The 24254-nt window shown below is 37.4% G+C and carries 16 protein-coding genes; 9 read left to right on the top strand and 7 right to left on the bottom strand.

Translation table 11 applies throughout. The annotated features are described in order from the left end of the window. Positions 1-51: 51 nt before the first annotated feature. On the bottom strand, positions 52-1185 hold the full coding sequence (locus tag BFL47_RS03820) for a DEAD/DEAH box helicase (RefSeq protein WP_069658474.1): 1134 nt from the start codon (positions 1183-1185) through the stop codon (positions 52-54). Between the two features lie 753 nt (positions 1186-1938). Here BFL47_RS03820 and BFL47_RS03830 point away from each other — a divergent pair. The 8 genes from BFL47_RS03830 (at position 1939) to BFL47_RS03865 (ending at position 15497) form a co-directional block, all read left to right on the top strand. Then, positions 1939-3009 carry an endo-1,4-beta-xylanase gene (locus tag BFL47_RS03830; protein WP_069658476.1) on the top strand — a complete coding sequence of 357 codons (1071 nt, stop codon included), beginning with the start codon at positions 1939-1941 and terminating at the stop codon, positions 3007-3009. 93 nt (positions 3010-3102) lie between these two features. Beyond that, complete coding sequence (locus tag BFL47_RS03835) at positions 3103-4041, top strand: glycoside hydrolase family 3 N-terminal domain-containing protein (protein ID WP_069658477.1); 939 nt, start codon at positions 3103-3105, stop codon at positions 4039-4041. Beyond that, entirely contained in the window at positions 4025-4708 is a 684-nt protein-coding gene (locus tag BFL47_RS03840) for a carbohydrate-binding protein (protein WP_069658478.1), read from the top strand. The genes BFL47_RS03835 and BFL47_RS03840 overlap by 17 nt, the downstream gene beginning before the upstream one ends. A gap of 184 nt (positions 4709-4892) precedes the next feature. Then, complete coding sequence (locus BFL47_RS03845; RefSeq protein ID WP_245681296.1) at positions 4893-6608, top strand: mechanosensitive ion channel family protein; 1716 nt, start codon at positions 4893-4895, stop codon at positions 6606-6608. A gap of 397 nt (positions 6609-7005) precedes the next feature. Continuing rightward, a complete protein-coding gene (locus BFL47_RS03850) occupies positions 7006-8856 on the top strand; it encodes an alkaline phosphatase (RefSeq protein ID WP_245681297.1) in 1851 nt (616 codons plus the stop codon). A 135-nt stretch (positions 8857-8991) separates the two neighbouring features. After that, positions 8992-10239 (top strand): YdcF family protein, encoded by a 1248-nt coding sequence (locus BFL47_RS03855; protein ID WP_069658480.1) that lies wholly within the window; start codon positions 8992-8994, stop codon positions 10237-10239. Positions 10240-10655: 416 nt separating this feature from the next. Continuing rightward, entirely contained in the window at positions 10656-13940 is a 3285-nt protein-coding gene (locus BFL47_RS03860; RefSeq protein WP_083256986.1) for a SusC/RagA family TonB-linked outer membrane protein, read from the top strand. A gap of 21 nt (positions 13941-13961) precedes the next feature. Then, positions 13962-15497, top strand: a complete 1536-nt coding sequence (locus tag BFL47_RS03865; protein WP_069658481.1) for a RagB/SusD family nutrient uptake outer membrane protein — start codon at positions 13962-13964, stop codon at positions 15495-15497. A gap of 117 nt (positions 15498-15614) precedes the next feature. Here BFL47_RS03865 and BFL47_RS03870 read toward each other — a convergent pair whose 3' ends face one another. From BFL47_RS03870 to BFL47_RS03895, 6 genes are all read right to left on the bottom strand, one after another. After that, complete coding sequence (locus tag BFL47_RS03870; RefSeq protein WP_083256987.1) at positions 15615-17147, bottom strand: ArnT family glycosyltransferase; 1533 nt, start codon at positions 17145-17147, stop codon at positions 15615-15617. A gap of 3 nt (positions 17148-17150) precedes the next feature. Next, positions 17151-17525, bottom strand: coding sequence for a GtrA family protein (locus tag BFL47_RS03875; protein WP_069658483.1), 375 nt, complete (start codon positions 17523-17525; stop codon positions 17151-17153). 5 nt (positions 17526-17530) lie between these two features. Then, on the bottom strand, positions 17531-18766 hold the full coding sequence (locus BFL47_RS03880) for a CehA/McbA family metallohydrolase domain-containing protein (protein ID WP_139125752.1): 1236 nt from the start codon (positions 18764-18766) through the stop codon (positions 17531-17533). Positions 18767-18891: 125 nt separating this feature from the next. Further along, the gene (locus tag BFL47_RS03885; RefSeq protein ID WP_069658485.1) at positions 18892-19791 is read right to left on the bottom strand and encodes a glycoside hydrolase family 25 protein; all 900 of its coding nucleotides are present in this window, start codon (positions 19789-19791) and stop codon (positions 18892-18894) included. A gap of 191 nt (positions 19792-19982) precedes the next feature. Next, a complete protein-coding gene (locus BFL47_RS03890; RefSeq protein WP_069658486.1) occupies positions 19983-21311 on the bottom strand; it encodes an OmpA family protein in 1329 nt (442 codons plus the stop codon). A gap of 469 nt (positions 21312-21780) precedes the next feature. Then, positions 21781-23421 (bottom strand): amidohydrolase, encoded by a 1641-nt coding sequence (locus BFL47_RS03895; RefSeq protein ID WP_069658487.1) that lies wholly within the window; start codon positions 23419-23421, stop codon positions 21781-21783. A 147-nt stretch (positions 23422-23568) separates the two neighbouring features. Here BFL47_RS03895 and BFL47_RS03900 point away from each other — a divergent pair, with 147 nt between their 5' ends. Next, positions 23569-24147 carry a PhnA domain-containing protein gene (locus BFL47_RS03900; RefSeq protein WP_069658488.1) on the top strand — a complete coding sequence of 193 codons (579 nt, stop codon included), beginning with the start codon at positions 23569-23571 and terminating at the stop codon, positions 24145-24147. Positions 24148-24254 lie beyond the last annotated feature (107 nt).

Genomic DNA, 24254 nt, shown 5'->3' on the forward strand with positions numbered 1-24254 from the left:
AGTGGATGTTAATCAAATTGGGCTCATGCTTTAATATTATTATAGATTAACCTAAAAGCTGATACTCTCACTATCAATCGTATTGATCAATTTGCCCATCTTTTTTTGAATAACACCAAAGTGATGCAGCTCTTGAGGACTTACCAAAGAAATAGCATCACCGGGAGCCTCTGCACGTCCGGTTCTTCCGATCCGGTGAATGTAATCTTTAGGTGAACGGGGTAATTCGTAATTAATCACATAAGGTAGAAAGTTGATATCGATCCCTCTAGCCATTAAATCCGTTGCCACTAACACTCTTAGTTCGCCTGATTTAAAATCCTGCAAAGCTTCAGTTCTTGCACCCTGACTCTTTTTACTATGGATAGCTTTAGCATCTATTCCATTTTTGCGAAGTTTATCCGCAATATTATCGGTTTGGTAAGTAGATGCTGCAAATACCAAAACCTGTTTCATATCGTGATGTTTGATCAGATAGCGTAAGAGGGGACCTTTTTTCTCATCGGGTACCAAATAACCTACTTGAGTTATGGTATCGATCGTATCCTGCTCAGCATCTATCTTAATAACAAGCGGGTCGTTGAGTAATATTTGATTTATCTGTTTGATATCATCAGTCAGTGTAGCAGAAAATAGTAAATTCTGACGCTTTTTAGGTAAAAGAGCAATGATCCGTGTCATTTCTTCCTTGAAACCCAAATTCAACATTTTATCTGCTTCGTCAAGCACCAGGGTATCAATATCAGATAGGTGTACTGCTTTTGAATCCAGTAATTCCAATAATCTACCGGGAGTAGCAACCAGGATATGCACACCCTGTAAAGCTATCATTTGTGGATTTATAGAAACGCCACCAAAAACAGCTAATGTTTTAATCGGATGAGTAAGGAAAGGACTAAAAATCTGAAATACATCTTTTACCTGTACAGCCAGTTCGCGGGTTGGTACCAATACTAAAACATTCACATGCCTGTTTTTTGCCTCTACAGTATGTTGAAGATTCATTAGAATAGGCAATACATAACCAGCTGTTTTACCTGAGCCTGTTTTAGCAATACCTAAAACGTCTTTTTTATTCAATATAGCGGGTATAACCGCTTGTTGTATAGGAGTGGGTAATGTATAATTCTGATCTGCCAATGCTTTTAATAAAGCTGGAGATAAACCTAATGAAGTAAATGGCATGTTGTCTGTTATTTGAGGATATTACGAAATACTGCGGTTAATCCAATGCCAAGTATAAGCCTTTTTAAATTTAAACAGGGTATAGGAGGTGATTTGCTTTGGATAATCATCTTAGAGAAGATGCAAATTGGTTTAAGAATTATTATCTTTCAGTCTTAAATCTTTCAATCATAGGCAAATTATCTTTCTTCAAAATGTTCTTTACTTTAATCCTAATGCTATTTGTTTCGGTTACTAGCTTTTTCCAGAAGAAAGGGCGGAAGCAGAACTTCATGGTATTATGAAAGAACTGGATGTTGCCGGACTTTCTCTTGTCGTTGTAAAACATAACAGGATCATTTATGCCAATTGCTTCGGTTACCGACACATTGAAAGGAATACGGCACTTAAAAAAATGCATCATTCAGAATTGCGTCGATATCTAAATCTTTTTCAGCTACTTCAATAATGTAGTTGGTTGAGGCAGGTAAGCTATCGCTGAGCGATGATTTTAGCAACCTTGTAGGCTGTGAAATGAGAAATTCAAAATTTCCGAGTACAATGATTGCTCTAAAAATGATCATGTCCCATACTTCCAATATCAATGATAGGCAGGGCTATTTCAGGAGACAACATTCGGTATATAAAACTTCTGGAACCGTAAGGGGTTAATGTCTGAAACAGGAAAAAGAAAATGGCATTTTTTACTCTTTAAAACTTTTATAATGCCATGAAAGAAAAATATAAATAGCACAGGAATTAAGCCACACAAAAATGAAAATTTATAAACGATTATTCGCGGTAACGCTGCTATTGTTATTCGCCGCTTGCTCAAAAGAAAATACTGTCACTACGATACCTTATATCACTCCTGAAGAATCTGATGGAGTATCATTAAAAAGTAGCGCTCCATTTCCATGGGGTGCTGCAGTTAATGTAAGTTTAATAAAAAGCAATGCTGCTTACAGGGCATTAGTGGAGAAGGAGATGAGCAGTTTGACTTCTGAGAATGAAATGAAGATGTCGCGCATCCGATCTTCGCAAACAGCATGGTATTTTACTGATGCCGATTATATTGTATCTTTCGCACAGGAACATAATATCCGTGTACATGGTCATACGCTTATCTGGCATCGCTCTCCCGCATGGCTTGATACTTATCAAGGTGATGCAGCAGCATGGGAAGCTATGTTTAAAGAGTATATCCAGACTGTTGTGGGCCGTTACAAAGGAAAAGTTACTTCCTGGGATGTTGTGAATGAAGCAATTAATGAGGATGGCACCCTCAGGACAAGTATCTGGCAACAAAAATTGGGTAATGACTATATAGCCAGAGCTTTTCAATATGCACATGAGGCAGATCCAGGTGCATTGTTGTTTTATAATGATTACGGAAATGAATACTCCACTGTAAAACGTGAGGCGATACTAGCACTCGTGAATAGTTTAAAAAGTAGGGGAATTCCGATTAATGGTATCGGGCTTCAGATGCATACCCGCTATAATCAATCGGATGTTAATCTGGCTAATGCGATAAATTCTGCTGCTCAAACCGGATTAAAAGTACACATTGCCGAACTTGATATTGCTGTTAACCCGGATAATAATCAAAGTTTGACCTTTACTTCTTCACTTGCGCAACAACAAGCGGATAAATATAAGTTCATTGTAAAAACATATAATGCAATACCAAAGGCTCAGCAATTCGGTATAACTACATGGAATTTAACGGATGGAGATACCTGGATCACAGGTGAGTATAAGCGCCCGGATTGGCCACTTCCTTTCGATAGTAATTACAAACGGAAAGCTGCTTATCAGGGAATTTTAGATGGGCTTAAATAAATAGTAATAAGCTAATTAAACAAGCTCAAGATGAAATACGCAATACTTAATACTATTTTCTGAACCTTAAGTTTATCGCTGTTAACATCAGTGATGGCACATAAGAAACCCATTAGTGAACGGGTAGATTATTTGTTGAAATTAATGACACTCCAGGAAAAAGTGGGTCAGTTAAATCAATATTCTGGTAGGGAAGTTACAGGACCGGTTACCAGTAAGCAAACCTATTTATTAAAGGACATAAAAGATGGAATGGTGGGTTCCATGTTAAACGTTAAAGGTGCAAAAGAGACACGCGAAACTCAGGCCGTAGCCTTACAATCGCGACTTAAAATTCCATTATTATTCAGTATGGATATAATCCATGGCTATAAAACTGTTTTTCCTATTCCTTTAGCGGAGGCGGCATCATGGGATTTAGCTGCGATTCGTCAATCTGCTCATATTGCAGCTAAAGAAGCTGCAGCTGTAGGTTTGCACTGGACGTTTGCGCCGATGGTAGAAGGTGCAGGGGAAGATACTTACCTGGGATCGGCAATTGCCAGGGCAAGAGTACTGGGATTTCAGGGAGATAAACTCGGGGATACTGATGCGATAATGGCCTGTGCCAAGCATTTTGCTGCTTATGGATTAGTTATGGCTGGTCGCGAATATAATGCTGTAGATATCAGCAATCAGCTTCTATGGGAGACTTATCTTCCTCCATTTAAGGCCGCTCTTGATGCGGGTGTAGCTACATTTATGAACTCCTTTAATGCTATCAATGGCATCCCTGCAACTGGAAACAGTTATTTACAAAGAGATATCTTAAAAGATAAATGGAACTTCAAGGGTTTCATGGTTAGTGACTGGGGATCGATAGGAGAGATGATTCCATGGGGATACGCCAGTGATCTAAGTGATGCCAGTTTGAAAGCAATTACCGCAGGCAGTGATATGGATATGGAAAGTGAGGCCTATAAGAAAACGCTTGCTCAGTTGGTTATTGATCAAAAGGTAGATATAAAACTGGTAGATGATGCTAGACAATAACAATCAGCAACTTATAGCTGCACCTTACGGGGATATTTTAACAGCGAGTGGACATAAAGCCTTATTAAATAATATTTTATTTGATAACTGTTCGAAAAGAAAAGATGTTCTGGATGCACTTACCCGTCAAGCCAATAGTAAACTAACCATGCCTTATACAAAATTAAGGGTACCTGGGATTATACAAGCGGTGGATTATGATATGGGACGTGAAGGCATAGCTTATCATGACCTTAGGTCGGAACGCTTACAGATTGATGAACCCAGAGATTGGAATGCTTCTAAAACTCGTGGTGGATATTACAGGAACGATGGAGTTGATATAGAAACCAATTCAGATGAACATCCTGCTAATGGATACAATGTTGGATTTATGGATGCAGGTGAGTGGATGAAATATACGGTATGGGTAAATAAAAGTGGTATTTATCAAGTGAAAGCGAGGATTTCTGGTTCTAAAGATTTCGCTATAGGAAAGTTAAGTGTAGAAGTTGATAACCATACAGTTGCCTCATTTAATAATGTAGCATCTGACAAATGGATCTCATCTGGCACTATTGCGCCTTATAAGCCTTTTTATATGAGTAAGGGAGCACATCAAATGATGATTAAAGTGGAAGCAAAGGGTTGCAGGCTTAACTGGTTAGAATTTATATCAGAGGACTGATTTTTGAGGAATTTCACTATTCTGCTATCATGGCAAAACCTTAACAGTCACTATCAAATAAAATAAGTTAGTTTTGTTTTTTTTAATAATGTTATACTTCAAAAAACAATTTTCAAAATACTTCTTTCTAGTTCTGTGCATTTTTTTAACATTTATTGCAAGTCAATCGAATGCTCAAGGGAATTTGCTTTTAAACGACACAGCTGAAAAGGTAAAGCAAGAGCCCTCATGGCCCAATGATACACTTGGCAGACGTACCCCCCGGGGAACTGTAGAAGGGTTTATTAAAGCGGTTTCACAAGAAGATTACGCTAAAGCTTCCTTATATCTTAGCATAGACTCAACCTTAAGGAGAAAGCAAGACAGAGTGCTACAAGCACAAGGACTTCAGCAGTTGCTGGATCAGAAAGGAAATATATTTCCTTATTCCATGATTAGTGATAATGAGGAAGGACAGCAAGGCGACAATTTAGGTGAGAATTTAGATCATATTGGGGACGCTAGAGTTAACAAAGAAAAGTTTGAAATCTTATTGGAGAATACAAAAGGATCAGATGGCGGACCTATTTGGTTATTTTCCATACAAACTATTCAACGAATACCTTTACAACTTGATTCTGTTTCATCTGCACCTCTTCTCAGTAAATTAGCACCGAAAGTATTAGAGGAAAATAAATGGGGAGGTGTTCCTTTAGCACACTGGATGGCCATGCTCTTGATCATTATAGTGGCATACCTGCTAGCCTTGGGAATTACCAAAACAGCTATTATTTTAATACCTCTTTTTTGGCATAAGGCAAGAACTGAGCCTATCTCTGGAATTATTACTGCTTTCGCTCTGCCGATTCGGTTGTATCTTGCAGTTTGGCTTTTCGTAATTGGCGGTCGGCAGGCAGGAATATCGATTATTGTCCGTCATCGTTTCAGCGATATTACCGTAGTCGTATTACTCGTTGCCGTACTTCTTCTTATTTGGCAGCTGGTCGATTTTATTTCCCGATACGCAGAGAGGCGGTTAGCCCGACACGGTAATCAGGCGGGTGTATCTGCTGTGCTTTTTCTGCGTCGAGCAGCTAAAATTGCTCTTGTAATCATGTGTGTGATCATGATACTGAGCACTTTTGGTTTTGATGTCACCACCGGATTGGCTGCGTTAGGAATTGGAGGTATTGCATTAGCGCTTGGTGCACAGAAAACAGTAGAAAACTTTGTTGGCAGTGTAACGCTTATTGCAGATCAGCCGGTAAGAGTTGGAGACTTTTGCAAGGTAGGGGATGTGGTGGGTACGGTTGAGCAAATTGGAATGCGTTCTACACGCATACGTACTCTTAATCGTACAATTGTTACCATTCCTAACGGTGAATTTTCATCTAACATGATTGAAAATTATGCACATCGTGATCGCTTTTGGTTTCATCCAACATTTGGTTTACGCTTTGAAACCACTCCAGATCAAATCAGGTATCTTCTTGTAGAATTACGTTCAATTTTATACGCGCATCCAAAAGTAGATCCATCGCCAGCAAGGGTACGGTTCGTAGAGATTGGTGCTGACTCCCTTAAACTGGAAGTTTTCGCTTATGTTCATGCTGTTAATTTTGATCAGTTTCTGGAAATACAGGAAGATTTGTATTTACGCATGATGGATATCATCACGGAAAGCGGTACTGGTTTTGCCTTTCCCTCTCAGACATTATACCTTGCCAAGGATCATGCTCCGTCACTTGAAAAGGCTGAAGAAATACATGAGACAGTTAAAAAATGGCGCGAAGCGGGGGATATGTCTATACCTACTTTTAATCCAGACTATATCGACGATTTGAAAAATACAATTCCTTATCCACCAGAAGGTTCAAGTGTATATAAGAATGATAATTCATTTAAGGCTGTAAAAAATTAACATGATGATTGTGTCAATGAATATTTAGCTCAAGAGCAGCCGATATGATTTATTCAACCTGAACTGAAGATCCCATTTCAGGTATCGATTAATCTTTAGCGTGATCAATAATATCTTTTACGTCGATAATTTGTTTAGAATACCCTTCTTACTATATTGATTATAGCCCTAAATAAATCTTGTAAGGTACAAAAGCCTGCGGGGGAAGGTGCCCTCCCGATGGGATATAGCCAACATATTGCAAGTTGTCAGCGGTGCCTAATCATTATTATTCCCATATGCCTATCCTTTATTAGTTACATTATTAGATACTTAACTTCATATTAACATAGAAGGTATACTTTTGAATTGTTACAAGAGAACGGCTGTTTCCTTGCGGGAATGAAATAAAATCATAATGACTAAAAAAAGTAATATCTTAAAAATGAAAGTATTTATGCTTGTGGCATTAGTTTGCAGTGTTTCTGCTCTATATGCCCAAAAGTATGAAGTGAACAAAAATACACACTCTCACAATGACTACTTGCAGAGCCAGCCTTTCTACACAGCACATGCAAATCATTTTGCTTCTATGGAAGTGGATCTCTTTCTTGTCGATAATGAACTTTACGTGGCACATAATAAGGAAGATATTGATCATCAACATACTATTGAACGATTGTATATTGAGCCTTTGTTGAATCGGATTAAGCTCAATGGCAATAATAAAGCTTATAGAGATGGGGGTAAATTACAAATCCTTATTGATCTTAAAACAGTAGGGGAACCTGCAATGCGATGTTTGGAGGCTAAGCTGAAACCCATTCGCCATTACTTTGATGTAAACAATAATCCAGACGCTGTTCGATTGGTAATTAGTGGGTCTGAACCTGAAGCGGATCGTTTTAAAGAATTTGATGAAATCTTTTTTTTTGATGGAAAGAGGAATATACCCTATACTAAGGAGGAGTTGAAGCGTGTAGCTTTTTTTAGTGCCGGTTTACAAGACTTTACGAAGTGGAACGGACTCGGCCGTATGGTCGATGAAGATTACACGAAAACACAGCATTTTGTGGATTCAGTTCATCAAATGGGCAAACAGGTACGGTTTTGGGGAAATCCAGATACTAAGACCTGTTGGCAGGCCTTTATTAAAATGGGTGTGGATTATTTAAATACAGATTCGCCGGCTGAAATGGCTAAATTTTTAAATAATTATGAAAAAAACACGTATACCGCTTCTAGTCATTATAATACGTACATGCCTACCTATAAGAGTGATAAAGGGAAAGCCAAGCCAAAGAATGTAATTTTATTGATTAGTGATGGAGCAGGCTTCTCCGAATTTTGGGCCGCTGCAACTGCAAATGGGGGATTTCTTAACGCAGCTAACTTTAAACATATCGGTTTTTCTAATACTGCTCCGGCAAATGATTATACGACGGATTCTGCTGCTGGCGCTACTGCGATGGCTACGGGTGAAAAAACAAATAACCGTTTTATTGGGATGGATGCAGAAGGCAAGAAGATTCCTAACCTTCCGGAGATGATGTCTGATATGGGGATCCGTTCAGGAATTATAAGTAACGACCGGATTACTGGTGCTACTCCTTCTTCTTTTTATGCCCATAGAACAGAGCGTGATCAAAGTGATAGTATTGCTTCCGATTTGCGTTATAGTCCAGCCTCACTTGTTATTGGTGGGTATCATGATGCTTTTGGTGCAAACCAGAATGCTATTTTGAATAGCGTTAAAGCTAGCGGATTTGAGGTGTATCAAGGCATCGGCAATCTTGCAAAAGCCGGTAAAAAGACAAGGGTTATTTGTTTTGATGAGGACCGTCCAGAAAAGAATTTTAGATTAATAGAGTCAGCTTTTGATGAAAGTATCAATTTTTTGGCTGCAGATAATAAGAAAGGTTTCTTTTTAATGGTTGAAGGTGCAAAAATAGACCAGGGTGGACATACAAACAATATCCAGATATGTATAGATGAATACCTAAGTTTTGATAAGGTGGTTGGTAAGGCTTTGAAGTTTGCAGATCAGGATGGAGAGACGTTGGTGATTGTTACATCCGATCATGAAACTGGTGGGCTTATAATTTATGACGGCAATTATAGTAAGGGTTCAGTTGTGGGCACATTTACTACCAATGATCATACTGGTCTACCTGTGCCACTATTTAGCTATGGACCAGGCTCTGAGAATTTTACTGGATTTCTACAGAATACAGATATCCCAAAAAGGATAGTAGAAATTATGAAATAACAGACTTCCAAAAGAGCTCTAACTCTTACTTACTGTTTTTGCTGATTTATCTCGAGATGATTTCTTTTAATAAAAACTTATAATAGAACTAACCTTTAATTTACATATAAACCCGTATTTGTTCTACCCTATACTATGAAAAAAATACTTATATTTTTCGTTGCTTGTATACTGGCTATAAGCAACGGTTTTGCTCAGAACCCTGATCCTAAATATAAACTGATTACTGCGGACAATTGGGTGCAATCAAAAAACTATTACCTGCTTACTTTACTACAACAGGACAAAGAGGTTGCTGAGCTATTTCAAAATGACCCACAGCTGGCTAAGCTTACCAAGGACAAATTAGTTGCCTTGCAAACTTCGCTTACTAATTGTAAGGATCCTTTATGTTTGTCTTCGCAGCTTAAATTAATGGACGAAGATATAAAACTAGTAAGTACACGCCTTTCCGCCTTGTACAAAAGTGGAAATGCATTAGACCGGCTGGTTAAAAAGCATCTTATACCTTCAGGCACCTACATATTATACAAAACTTTAACGCCTGTTGAGCTGCTTATCAAAGCATGGGAACAGGATGCTGCTGCTATAAATAATACAATAGAGATTTATGCTGAAGGCAAGAAACCAAATTATCCTGCTATAGATTCTATCAGTTTTAATATTAAAGATAAAGCATATTACATATTAATGTATGATTGCTCTACAGTAATCTTAGCTGATGTTAAAAAGACTTCCTTGTTTTTCGAACCAGCACTGCAAGCTGCACTAACCTATTTAGAGATAAATGAAAGGCAAGATGCTGGCAATTATGAGCCTATGTTTTCCTTAGCTAATCAAGCTGCATTTGATAATGTAAGGACAATTGATTGGAATAAGTTTGATTACTCGCATATTTTAGTTCCTGGTGCAGGGCCCGAGAATTTAACGACACCTCTAAGTGGTGAAGGGATGTTGAGATGCCGACTTGCAGTTATACAATATAAACTAGGTAAGGCACCTTTTATAGTTGTTTCCGGTGGTGCTGTGCACCCGTTCAAAACAAAGTATAACGAGGCCGTTGAAATGAAAATCTATTTGATAAAAACGCATCATATTCCAGAAAATGCCATTTTTATAGATCCCCATGCCAGGCATACTACAACTAATTTACGTAATGATGCCAGGCTGGTATTCAGGTATGGCATACCATTCGCCAAGCCTGGGTACATTGTAACTGACAAATACCAAGCAGATTTTATCATGAATATGGCCGAACGCTGTGAAAAAGAGTTAAAATATGTACCTTATAAACTTGGTAAACGCATCTCTGAAACTGAACTGGAATTTTATCCGCTAATAGAATCATTGCAGATAGATCAGGATGAACCGCTTGATCCATAAATGATTATTAAATAGAAAACAACATCACGTTCACTCGTTCGTATTGGTAACAGGGGATCATATTTAAGACAAAAAAGGTCAGGCATAACGTCTGACCTTTTTTGTTAGGGTTAATATAAATTTAACTATTTTATAGCTTTCTCTTAAAATTGGTAAACTAGTTTTGCTGCAACATTTACAAAATCTACATGTGCTTGATATTAATTCGTTAAAAGAATCTTTATTATTTGAAAAATATTAAAATAAATCTACACTTTAAGTTTTTGCCTATGTAAAACAAAAAAGTCAATCTGGCTTTTTCTTAATCCTTCTTATTCATTGGAAAGGGTTCAATTAAGCTGTTTAGATCAATACTTATTTATCTGAAATCTCACAGCTGCCCATCCTTAATCTTTAAACAATTAACCTCTAAGACTATGAAAAAAAAGATTACCTATGATCTTTTAACAACGTTTGACATGAAACGTTGTCTCTCATTATTGTTGCTTTTTATTGCACTAACAAGCTATACAGTTAAAGTTTATGCCTTACCGACTAATAAGGCCGCACAGATAACAGGTACTGTTATTGACGAAAAAAATCAAACTTTACCGGGTGTAACTGTACGGGTTAAAAATTCCACTCAAGGCGTTACTACAGATGCTAATGGTAAATACACCTTAACTGCTGATCCAGGTGCACCATTAATCTTCTCCTTTATAGGATACATTACGCAAGAACATCTGGTAGGTAATTCCAGTATTTTGAATGTTAAGTTATTGCCTCAGGCCAATATGTTGAATGAAGTAGTAGCCATTGGTTACCAAACTATTCGTAAAAGCGATGTTACAGGTTCTATAGCGAGCGTTAAATCAAGTGATTTGAACTTATCTGCCCCCACGTTAGGGCAAGCATTGGCTGGAAAAGTTGCTGGTGTACAGGTATCGCAGACCAGTGGTGCTCCTTACGCAAGTACTAAAATAAGGGTAAGGGGAATAGGCTCATTCAGTGCCAGTTCTAATCCTTTATATGTTATAGATGGTTACCCTGCCGGTAATGATATCTTTATCAATCCAAATGATATTGAAAGCATTGATGTGCTTAAAGATGCTGCTTCTGCTGCGATCTATGGATCACGTGGATCGGGCGGTGTGATACTAATTACAACGAAAAGGGGGAAAGAGGGTAAAGGTAAGTTTGAGTATGATGTGCAAGCTGGAAGTAATCAGCTAGGCAAAAAAGTGAAACTTTTAAATTCAAACCAGGCAGCTCAATTATTAATTGACGGTCGTAACAATAGCTACCGTGACCTATGGGTTAACGCTGGTAAAACCTGGAATGATGCGATGTACTCTGATTTAAATGCTACCCGTATTGCTAACGTCGGTAATGCAGGAAGCGTGAGCATCCCTTTAGAACTTTATGACTTTGGTTCACAATCACTCATTCCTCAAACTATTAATACCGACTGGCAGGATGAGCTCTATCAGAACGCTTTCTTTCAGAAACACAGCCTTTCGTTTTCTGGTGCTTCAAGCGGCATACGCTATTATTTAAGTGGGGCTTATCAGAATCAAGACGGTATCATTCTTTCTACAGGCCAGGATCGTCTCAACTTTCGCACAAATATTGATGGCGATGTTAGTAAAAAACTGCATGTAGGTGCAAATATAGCCTACACTCAAAACACCAACAGGGAAGCTCAAGAAGGTCGTTTTGATCATGGAGCTGTTTTAGGTGCATTAATCTATATGCCATTTTTTCCTGCATACAATGCAGATGGAACATTAGCAACCAATGCGGAGGCTTCGCAAGCTGCTGCATACGGTTACCAAAGTATTGAAAATCCGGTTGCATTGGTCACTCGTACAAAAATTAACCGTAAAGGTTACCGCAGTACCTACAATGCGAATGCAACATATAAGATAATGCCTGATTTGACTGCCAAGGTAAATGTGGGGACTCAAACCTACAATGAAAAATATGATTATTATTTACCAACAAATTTAAGTAGCGGTGCTTTTGCTCCTGGATCTACGCAATCTATCGCGGCAGCAACAGCAACAGCTCAAACTGTTACGCAGTTAGATCGTTTAGCCGAATTTACCTTAAACTATAAAAAGGATGCAGGAGAACACCACTTTGATGCTTTAGCGGGATATACTGTTCAAAAAACTACTAGTGACTCAATCAGTGTTTCGGCTAAAGGTTTTCAAAATAACAATATTCCGGAAATTACAGGCAAAGGAGCTGATGCAAGTTTCTTCACACTAAACCCCGGTACAGCTAAATCCGCTTATACTTTGCTATCTTACCTTGGCCGTTTAAATTATAACTATGCGGGTAAATATTTTCTTTCAGCTTCGTTTCGTGCAGATGGATCTTCTCGTTTTGGCCCTTTAAATAAATATGGTTATTTCCCTTCAGTAGCTGCTGGCTGGACTGTATCTGAAGAGCCTTTCTACAATGACCTTCTGGGTGATCAGTCTACCGTTAAGATTCGTGGAAGCTGGGGTTTAACCGGTAACTATAATATTCCTAATTATGGTGTTCAGCGAACGCTGGCTAGTCCTACAGGTGCGGTATTTGGTAATAACACTATAACTACAGCTACTTATGCCGGTGGTGTAAAAGATGAAAAGTTAAGCTGGGAATCAACCTCACAGTACAATGGAGGTATCGATGTAGGATTGTTTAATGGGCGCCTTTCCGTCATCGCCAATTATTACTTAAGCTATTCGTTTGATCTGTTATATAATCAGCCCGTTTCGGCTATTTCCGGTAGTACAACTATTTTAACCAACTTGAGAGATTCAAAAATCCGTAACACAGGTTTTGATATACAGCTGGATGGAAGGATTATTAAATCTGAAGATTTCAGTTTTAATGTAAGTGGTAATTTTGCATTAAACCGCAATAAAGTGATTAAACTTCCAGGCAATAATACGATCATTATTAATGGTGCAGAACGATCCTATTTAACCAATATCACTACACAAGGACAGCCAGTAGGTATGTTTTACGGGTTTAAAGTAGCCGGTATAGCAACAGCTGAAAATATTCCTACATTAGCTCCATCTGCTTCATCAACCAATTCAATTAAACCTGGAGATCTTTATTTTGAAGATACTAATGGTGATGGTAAAGTAAATGATGCTGATAAAACAGTGATCGGTTCGCCTTATGCTAAGTTTACTTACGGTTTTGCATTCAATAGTACGTATAAACATTTTGATGCAAGTGCTTCTTTTAATGGCTCTTATGGTAATAAAATATTAGATGGACAGGATTACTATCTGTATAATATGGAAGGCTCTGGTAACCAGTATGCAGATGTAGCTGATCGTTACAGAAATGAGGCTAACCCTGGAAATGGAACAGTTTACCGTGCCTCACGTGGTGGCACACAAAGTAATAGCACACGTTTATCCACATTTTATTTGCAAAACGGATCTTACCTGCGTTGTACCAACTTGTCATTGGGTTATAGCCTGCCAACCTTTCTGCAAGGCACATTGGGCATCAGCAGAGCCCGTATTTTTGCGAGTGTGGTAAACGCCTTCACGATTACCACATACAAAGGATATAACCCAGATGTGGATTACAACTATTCAGGTAGCGCATCAAACAATACACAACCGGCTAACCTTGCCCCGGGTATTGATTATGGTGCTTATCCGTTAGTTAGGTCTTATAATTTAGGTGTAAATATTACTTTCTAAGCATATTTAAAGAATACAGAGATGAAAAAGAAACTTATAGCTCTATTTTGCATGGCCGCGCTTATATTTATCAGCCCGTCTTGTAAAGAAAGCTTTTTAGAAGAAACAGACCCAAACGCAATACCACTTGCAGATTCCTTTAAATCACAGAATGATGTTTTACTGGCAGTTAACGGGATCTACGAATCACTAAGAAGCGGTAATAATATTGGCGAAAGCAGTGACCTTTGGACCGACCAACGTTCAGACGATACGGGCACAAACGATAACCAGTCTAATGCTGGTGAGCCATTCCAATTCAATAACTTTTCTATTTTACCTAGCAATACCTATTTAAAAAGGCACTGGGTATCCTTATATGCCACAGTTACCCGTGCAAATGTGGTATTGTCAAACATTGATGCGGTAACTTTTACAGATGAAAATCTGAAGCTTCAATATATGGCTGAAGCCAAGTTTTTGCGTGCACTGATCTATTTTCATTTGGTACGTTTATGGGGTGATGTTCCACTCGTTACCAAACAACTGTCTTCCACAGAGGTAGCAGTAGCAACATTCCGAGAAAGTCAGGCTCTCGTTTATGTTCAAATTATAACTGATCTGAGCGATGTAATTACTAATAGCCCGATACCTAATCTGCAAACAGGTGCAGGTCTTGGTCGTGTATCTAAAGCTGCCGCAAATGCTCTATTGGGCCAGGTTTATTTAACCATGGCAACAACACAGGATCAGACTAATCGTCAAGCTAACCTCACAAGTGCAAAAACGTATCTAACAAATGCTTATAACATGCGTACTTTTGCTGGATTAAGCACTATTCCATACACAGATGTTTTTGATGTAACTAAAAAATCAACCTGTCCAGAAATTATCTTCCAGATTGTAAACAGACAGGGAGATATCAATTACAGTTCAGTAATAGCAGCAAATTTTCAGGCTAAAGGTGAAACTATAAACTCTCAGAAAACAGCATCAGGCGCTGGGTACAATGTGACCCATGACCTGATTAATGAATACGAAACTGGAGATGCTCGTATGTCATATTCTGTTAAATATGCGAACGATCCGATAGTGAAAGACTATTTTGTTACTAAATTCAAGGATGTAAGTGACGCTGCGGGTAAATTAGGGTATGGCGGAAATGACTGGATCCTGATGAGATATGCTGACGTGATCCTGATGCTGGCCGAGGTAAACATGTACTTGAGCGATAACGCATCTGCCATACAGTACTTAAATGAAGTACGTGCCCGTGCAGGCATGACTCCTTATGCCGTAGCTATGGCTACACCATCATACAGTAGTAAATTCCCAACATTGAAGCTGGCTCTATTACATGAGCGCCGTGTAGAGCTGGCTTTTGAACACCACCGCTGGTTCGATCTGCAACGTTTCTTTACGACAGAAGAACTGGTAGTTTACTTTAAAAGCAAAGCTCAGGCTGATTTCGGTTCTGCACAGTTGTCAAATTTTACTGCAAAAGATCGTTACTATCCGATCCCATTCGATGAGTATAAGCTTGATCCAGAAAAAATGTATCAAAATCCGGGTTACTAATAATTTACTAAAGCAGAAAAGGTAGAATTTATTCAACCTTTTCTGTTTTAGTTTAAATGCTTTGATCCCTGTATGATCTTAAAATAGGCCGAACAGATATTCAGCATTATCAAAACATCAATCCACTTGACCCTGATAATCTGATAATAAATAAACCGAAATTATTTTTGTTCTTTTTCCCCCTCTGTACAATGGAAATACTTTCAACAGCTTAATAGAAGAAAAGTAACTTGAATATACTTCCTTGACATTTTCAGGGTAATTTCCAGGTACAATACAAATGGCTTTTTCACCTCTTTTTAAGCCTGTCCTATACTGGTTAAGCCAAACATAGTGGTGTAGGTTTTTTAAACTGCCAATACCTATTACTTCATTTTGAAGTGGTCTTGCCACATAATATTCAATATGTGCTGCAGGAAACCATTTATTACATACAATTTTTCGTGGTAAATCATTTTTTAATATCTTTTGTTGGTTTATATAAACAGCATATTGTTTTTCAAATTCCCTCCAGCCCCACATATCAAGCGTAAAGTCGCCCTTTCCAAACTCTTTTTCATTAGTTTTTCCTAGAGTTCCCGGATAAACGTTGATGACAGACACGCCTGCTATAATTACAGTTATGATCATTATGATACTTGATTTTAAGATTAGAGTGGTTTGCTTTAGTGATGTTAATGAAATTGTATCCAGGTAAGCTGCTGCTATAAAACTTAGCGTAAGAAAGCCAGGTCCGCTCCAATGCGGTAAAACGTTATTAAATAAAGATATATATATGGTGACAATGATAATTGGCAGACCTAAGCATATTAATATTTTACCTGAGCTTTTTTCCAATAAAGCGACCTTGCGTAAATGAAATAAAGCAACAACTGTAAGCACGACATTGATAGGGTTGTTATAAAAAAGTTGTCCCATGAAAGCTTTGGTAAATGTTGTCAGATTAATCAAGCTGACAGATTCATTTATTCTATTACTATGAAAGTTCCAGGTTACGAATTGATTGTTTATGTTCCATATAATCACTGGACTAAAAACTAATATAGAAATAATAGCCGACACATATAAAAGTGGTCGACCTAACAATTTTCTGTCGTACAGTAGGATATATAAGCCTAATCCAAACCAAAGAAATACGCCATGTACCTTGCACATCATGCAGAGACCGCAAGTGAGTCCAAATAATAACCAAATCAGAAGTGGTATGGGTTTCTTTTGCTGTGAAAGAATAGCTATTTTTAAAGCTAGCCCAATTCCGCATAGCCAAAAGACTACCTGCGGACTGTCAGGCAATATAAAAACACCGGAAATAATACTAGTATATATGCTGGTATTATATAAAATCGCTGCATAATATCCAGTTTTTATATTCTTGATTAGATGACCAATCTTATAGCTGAGTAAGGTTCCAATTGCCGAACAAATAATTGGACCTAATCTTACAAAAAATTCATTCTGCAACAAAAGGTTTAAAGTGGACAAGCGGATTAACAAGGCAACACCTGGTGGATGATCAAAATAATTACTCTGCAGATGCAAGGCATAGGTGTAGTAATACACTTCGTCGTTACCGAACTCGATCAGAGATGCTATGCACATGCGTATCAATACACTAATCAGGATTAATAAGGCTAATGGGGATATTTTCATTCACTAAAAGTTCAGGAAATTATTTGCTGTGAAATTCCAGATAAAAACAATCGCTATTGCTAAGACTTTCGAGACGTAGAAGGGAACTAAAAATCTTTCATTAAATAAGTAAATAATTAAGGTATTCAGTCCAAGGCCGATAACTGCGAACAAAAGAAACTTAAAAAAGAAAATGTGTATATTTTTCTCTTCTGCATGAAATGTCCAAAGGTAATTTAGAATAAAATTGTTTACAACAGCTACGGAAAAGCCGATGGTATTTGCAGCATATTTATTTACTTGGAGTTTTTCTTTAAAAAGCCATGTTAGTCCAAAGTCTATACACATACCTATTAATCCCACGAAACCGAACAGGAAAATTTTTCTTATCAGTTCCATATAAACTAAGTAAGTAAAGTGGGTTTATTTCTTTTCTTAAATCTCTTTTTTAACATAGAATCAGGATTGAAAGGAAGGGTAATATAGATGGTCCTTTTGCCCTGAATAAATACAAATACACCAAATAGCCAAAATCCTGCAAAGCTAAAACCAATTGTACGATAAATTAAGGTAGTCCTGATATTAGGATATACAGCTGTTTGAGCCAGATTAGTAGAATTCGTATAGAAGACAGGATTTAAATAAATGCTCGTTCCGTTTGGATAGTCAATTGAAGCTCTTGCATAATGATCTTTTTCACGGATCACATATTTCGCATTTGCAGTTTGTGAAAATGATGCAAGGATCTGTCCATTTTGACCTGTAAAGCTTATAGTTGAAGCCTTAGTATTCATTTGAAGCTGAATGGTGTCTTTTTTCAAAACCAGATAGTTCAACATAGGGATAGAATCAGGATGTTGTGTAGGGCCAATAATAACGCCAAAACCTCTTCCTTTTTTGAGTGCATGTAACACCTGATGTTGATTGCGTTCTTTTACATTAACGTATGTACACATTCGACCAAGCCGATCTTTGCTAATTATGTTATGCAGGTCATCATCACCTACAATAAATATGGGTTTTCCTGCTGATAATGCGGCATCCCATTGTAGAAATGAGTTACCTGCCGGATTTAAAACCTCCATACAATGATAATTACTGAGGTATGAGAAGTCTTGACAACGATACCCATTTCGTATTTTTGGATGATTGAGGATTACAAGAGACTGAGTATCAGTAGCAAGATAATTTAGCACATCTTGCTTGTTACTTAAAGTTTGAGGGAGAATGTAATCTAACCAGCATACCTTTTTATCTCCCAAAACTAACTGATGTGTTTTAGAAATATTGTAACCATGTTCATATGCAGGGATATAAATCTGCGAGTTTATTGATGTCGAATCAATAGAATGATAGTTTGATATGCAATGGACATCATAATGTAACGAATCATACGCATGGTGAATCTCTTCGGCTGTGCCTTTACCATTTGTTATACCTTTCCATGCGTTTGCGTGTGCATGAAAATTACATTTTAACCAGTTGCCTGAACGCAATGAATCATACGGATTATAGAGCGTTTTTCCTTTGAAAGATGTTGATGATTTGAAAGTATATTGTGTACAGAAAAAGAACTGTGTTAAAAAGAAATAGGCAATAATAGTAAGCACAGATATGATGAACAATCGAAATATTATCATATCCAATTTTAGCCAACTCATGTTACTATTATGTCATATTCCCAAAAAGAAATGATTAAATGTAGAACATTAAATTGGCCGGCGACTACAGGTGTTAGGTATTATTTATACCTAGCCAAATGGTCTTAACGACTTACCTTATCAGATTTAATAATCAATGTCTGAAAGGCAGCAAGATCTCCTTTAAAAGCGTTAAAGTCTACAGCATGATTAATTCCATTAACTTTAGCTATATCAGAATGTTGCCAGAATTGCCAGTTATTGACATGCCTTGTTTTTAATTCTTTTTTGTAATAATGTGCAATCCATAAAATATGATCATCGAAATACCCTTGCAGGTAGTCCTGATAAAAGCTTAAACCTGAATATATGATCGGTTTAACATGTGTTTTTGCTTCAATATGTACAATAAAATCATTAAGCTCCTTTCGCATTGTTGCAGGGTCCTTTCCGTCAAGTGTTTCTACATCAACCACAACTGGCAAATCGCCATTTTCTACATTTACTGTCTGCAAGAAAAAGCGAGCTTGTTGTTTACCGCTTTTTTTCGGACGAAAGTAATGATATGCCCCGCAAACAATTCCAGCCTTAGGAGCTTCCCTCCAGTTGCGCTTAAAATAAGGGTCAACGGTTAAAAGTCCTTCAGTCGCTTTTATAAAAGCAAAAGTAATTGAGACATCACCTTCCTTCATCGCTTTAACTTTTTGCCAATCTATTTTTCCCTGAGCATAAGAGACATCAATACCATGTATGGAATATTTTTTTGGAATTCGGATATCAAAATCATAATAGTTCGGGTAATTACTATCTTGTCCAATGTCCTTAATCCATTGCCAGGTTGATGTTCCAATTTTTAATACGTACCCATAATAAAATGGGGATAACAACACCAGAGTGATTCCTGCAAGAACTAGTTTCAAAGCTAGAGGCCATGCTTTCCTTGTTTTCTTTTTTACTGAACTCTTTTTCCTTGTTTGCTTTACAATAGGGTTCTTCTCTGGTATCCTGGTTCTTTTAGTAGGCACAGCTACAAATGTATCAAATTGAACAGCAGAAGAAAATAGATTCTACTTATAATCAGGAATATCAATCCCCAAATGAATGTGTTTATATTAGTTTAGGACCCTTTAATACTAAGTTGGTACCTGTTTAACAGAAAAGCCGCCTCATACTTATGGGCGGCTTTTCTATTAAATAAACTAGTTTTAAGATTTGATTAATACAATGTAAATTCTACTCTTCTGTTCTGTTGGCGACCAACAACTGTTTTATTAGTAGATATTGGTTGATTTGGACCATATCCTGTCGCTTCAATACGAGAAGCATTAGCTCCTTGAGAAACCAAGTATGCCTTTACTGCTTCAGCTCTTTCTTTAGACAAACGAAGATTTAAAGCCATTGAACCTGAATTATCAGTATGACCAGCTAGTTTCAAGCTAAAGTCTTTGTCTACTAATAATCTTGCAACGCGATTTAAAGTTTCGTAAGATTTAGCTTTTATAGTGGCTTTTCCAAGATCAAACTCTAAATTCTTAATCGCTTCACCCACTACTTTTCTATCAGCTTCAGTTACTATAATTTTTTCTCTGATAACAGGAGCGGGAGCTTTTAAAGGACAACCAGCACCATCTACAACAGTATTGGGAGGAGTTCCAGGGCATTTATCAAATTTGTTCGCTACACCATCAGCATCATCATCACCCAAATCGGAAGCGTACTGTTCCTGATCACGAAGTCTATTTTGTTCAGCAGTAGATAACTTACTTCTTAAATCAGCACTTTCAGCAGCACTTTCTTCACGTAAGGCAGCTAAGGCGCTATAGTTTTGTAATTGTGAAGTACCCTTTTTACCTAGTGCAATCTCTAAACCAGCGTGTGCATATGAAAAACGATCATTGGCATCACCTACAACACCATCAAGGTTATTCGTTTTCATAAAGTTTACACTGTACCCTAAATCAAGGTTCACACCTTTAGATAAGCCTAATTTAAATCCGGCTCCAACAGGTATAAACCAGTTTTCATCATAGTTGTTAGTAGTTGCATCAGTAACCCCATATGCATTTCCTTTAGATGACATATATCCGGCACCAGCAGTGAAATAAGGAGATATGAAGTTTCTTTTCTGATTTAAACTTAAGTTGGCAATAGTAAAATTACCACTTAATGCAGCTGACCAGTCGATACGCGAATTAAATCCACTGTTATTTTGTGCATCAGGAGTTGTAGCCAAGCTGTTAGCCCTCATTCCTTTCAATTTACCAGCAAGAAAGTCTGCTTGTATTCCAAATCCTGGAACAATTTGCTTTTTAATGTAACCACCATAACCCCAACTCTCTTGAGGAGTCATAAAGTCGCCATTAGTTTTGCTGTTAAAAGGAGTATAGTGTGTCAACACACCGCCATTTAAACCGATTGACCAAGTGCGAAATGATTTCTTATCAAAACGCGTTGTAGAATCCGAACTCATTTCCTGGGCAAATAATGATGAAGATATCCCTAATAAGGATAGTATCATTGCAGATTTTGTAATTTTCAGTAACATAATTTTCTTATTAATATTTCAGAGCTAATTAATCTGATTGAACAACCTATTTCTATAATCCTGCCAAAAGCAGTTATAGAAGTACAAAACATCTCAAATAATTGATTATCAAGAAGAATAATCTATTATGAAAACTTGATTATTATGAAAAGCGTCATTTTTATTATACAAATAAGTATGAATTTTAATGCATAAACTCCGTATAGACACCATCAGCGCATTTTAATTGATCCTATTTTGGTAGTTCAGTAAGGAAGGAGGGGTATTAAAAAATATGCAAAACACATCATTGTAAAAAAATACATTAAATATTTTTTACGCTCCAATCTTGTAATTTTAAAGTAAAATCTATGCTTAAATAGAAATAGGCAAAGTACCGTTCTATGCTTTATGCTGTCTATTTTAATAGACACCGCAACATATTTGATCAATAAAACAGATAGGAATAGGTTTTACATGCATTAATTAACTAGTTACCAGATTTGAACTCAAACACATTCTCACCGTTTAAATATGTTTTCAACACTTTGTTTTTTAAAATTTCTTCAGGTTTAGCGGTCATAATATCCTGATCAAGGATGACAAAGTCAGCAAACTTACCTTTCTCCAAACTGCCTTTTTCTTTTTCTTCGAAATTACCTTTTGCAGCCCATATAGTTATTCCACGTAAGGTTTCCTCTTTAGTTAATCCATTTTCAATTTGAAAACCGTTTGCAGGATAAGCTTTGTCATCTCGTCGAAAAACTGCTGCATAAAATGTTAAAAGCGGATCAATTTTTTCTACTGGAAAATCAGTACCCAATATAATCCATCCATTTTGCTGCATAAGCTGTTTATTGGCATAAGCCCCTTTTAATCGTTCTGCACCTAATCTTTCAGCTGCCCAATACATATCGGAAGTAGCGTGGGTTGATTGAACGGAAGGGATAATAGAAAATTGCTTAAAAAGCTTTAAGTCCTCTGGAGAGATAACTTGCGCATGCTCTATTCGCCAACGCCGGTCATTTGAACCTTTAAGGACCTTCCCATAAACTTTTAATATTTCCCGGTTTGCAGAGTCTCCTATAGCATGTGTACACATTTGGAAACCCTTAGCAAAGATCTTTTCTGCAACCTCTGCAAAGTGGGCTTTTTTACTTAATAAAAAACCATAATGGCCGGGCTGATCTGCATAAGGTTTTAACAAACAAGCCCCACGAGATCCTAGCGCACCATCGGCATATACTTTAAACGATCTGACGTCAAGTCTGTCTGTTTTAAATGCCCCATTTTTAAATAAATAATCGTAGTTAGCTGGTTTATCAGAGAGCATCATGTACATGCGCATTTTTAACTGATTCGCTCGCTGCAAGCTATCGACAAAAGCAATAGCCGCATAATCGACTCCGCAATCCGCTACAGTAGTCAGTCCCTTCGCAAAACAGTTTTTTTGAGCGTCAAGAAGTTCTTTAGTTCTTTGTTTGATTGTTCTGGCAGGAATAACCTTTGCTACCAATTTTGTTGCATTATCTATCAGAATGCCTGTTAACCTGCCATCTTTTGTTTCCACTTCACCACCCTCAAGTTTAAAGCCTGGCATTAAACCTGCCTTTTTTATTGCAGCATCATTCACAATAGTTGCGTGTCCATCTATCCGGGAAAGAGAAACAGGACGGTCTGGGAACAATTTGTTGAGCTGCAAATTGTCAGGAAAACTTTTATTTTCCCAATCATTTTGATCCCAACCATACCCGATGAGCCAGCCTTCCTTATTGTTTTCAGCAAAAGCAGCCAACCTATCCACTGCTTCCTGCCAGCTTTTAGTACCCATCAGATTAACTTGTTGCAGACTTGATCCGTAACCAAAAAAGTGCGCATGTCCATCAATGAAGCCAGGGTATATTGGCTTTCCGCCAGCATCCAATTCTTTTGCTGCTTTATAGGAATTCTTAATATAATCAGAGGTGCCCGTTTCAATAATTTTACCATCCCTGACCGCAAAAGCTTCTGTTAGGCTAAATCTATCGTCTACCGTATACACTTTCGCATGGTAAACTAGCATATCAACTTCTCTTTTCGTTGAACAAGAAGTTGCGAGCAAAACAATAAAAGCAAAATAGAAAAGTCTCATCCTGTAAATATCCTACAAATTATGCTCATCGTAAAATAGATTAACCAGCATTGTTGTTCCTTTAAAATACCCAATCGTAAAGAATAAAGCTTTATTATTTGACTCTTATAGTCCTTTTCCCCTTTTTTAAAATTACTTTTGCCGCCAATGGCGATAAATACACAATTACAGAACAGAAGTAATCAAACCTGTGAACTTTGCATGAAGCAGGACAATGACCTACATGCATATACTGTACCTCCTAAAAAGGATGAGTTGGTAGAAAACCAGGTAGTACTTTGTACTGAATGTTTTGATCAGATTAAGGCTGGAGATTATTCAAACAGTCATCATTGGCGTTGTCTTGAAGGCAGTATTTGGAGTGAAGTACCCGCAGTACAGGTTCTTTGCTATAAAATACTGAAGAAATTAACTTCAGATGAATGGGCAATGGATGCAGTTGACGCTGTATTTTTAGACGAATCGCTTATAGAATGGGCCAATGCTGAAGATACGCAGGTAGCGGAAAAAGTAATACATAAAGATGCCAATGGTGTAGTTTTGGCAACGGGAGATCACGTTATTCTCACTCAAAATCTCAATGTAAAAGGAACAAGCTATATTGCTCCAAAAGGAACTATGGTTCGAAAAGTTAGATTAGTGGCAGATAATGCTGAACAACTTGAAGGGAAAATTAATGGGGACACCATTGTGATTCTTACCAAGTTCGTCAAGAAATCCGTATAAGTTCCTGATAATTACGATCAAAAGTAAAGTTATACTTCTGAGGAAGCTCAGTAAGATTTATTAGCTATCTAAAATAATGAGAGAATCAAATCATAGCAGATTAATCT

It is taken from the genome of Arcticibacter eurypsychrophilus, assembly GCF_001730525.1.
Classification (GTDB): Bacteria; Bacteroidota; Bacteroidia; order Sphingobacteriales; family Sphingobacteriaceae; genus Arcticibacter; species Arcticibacter eurypsychrophilus.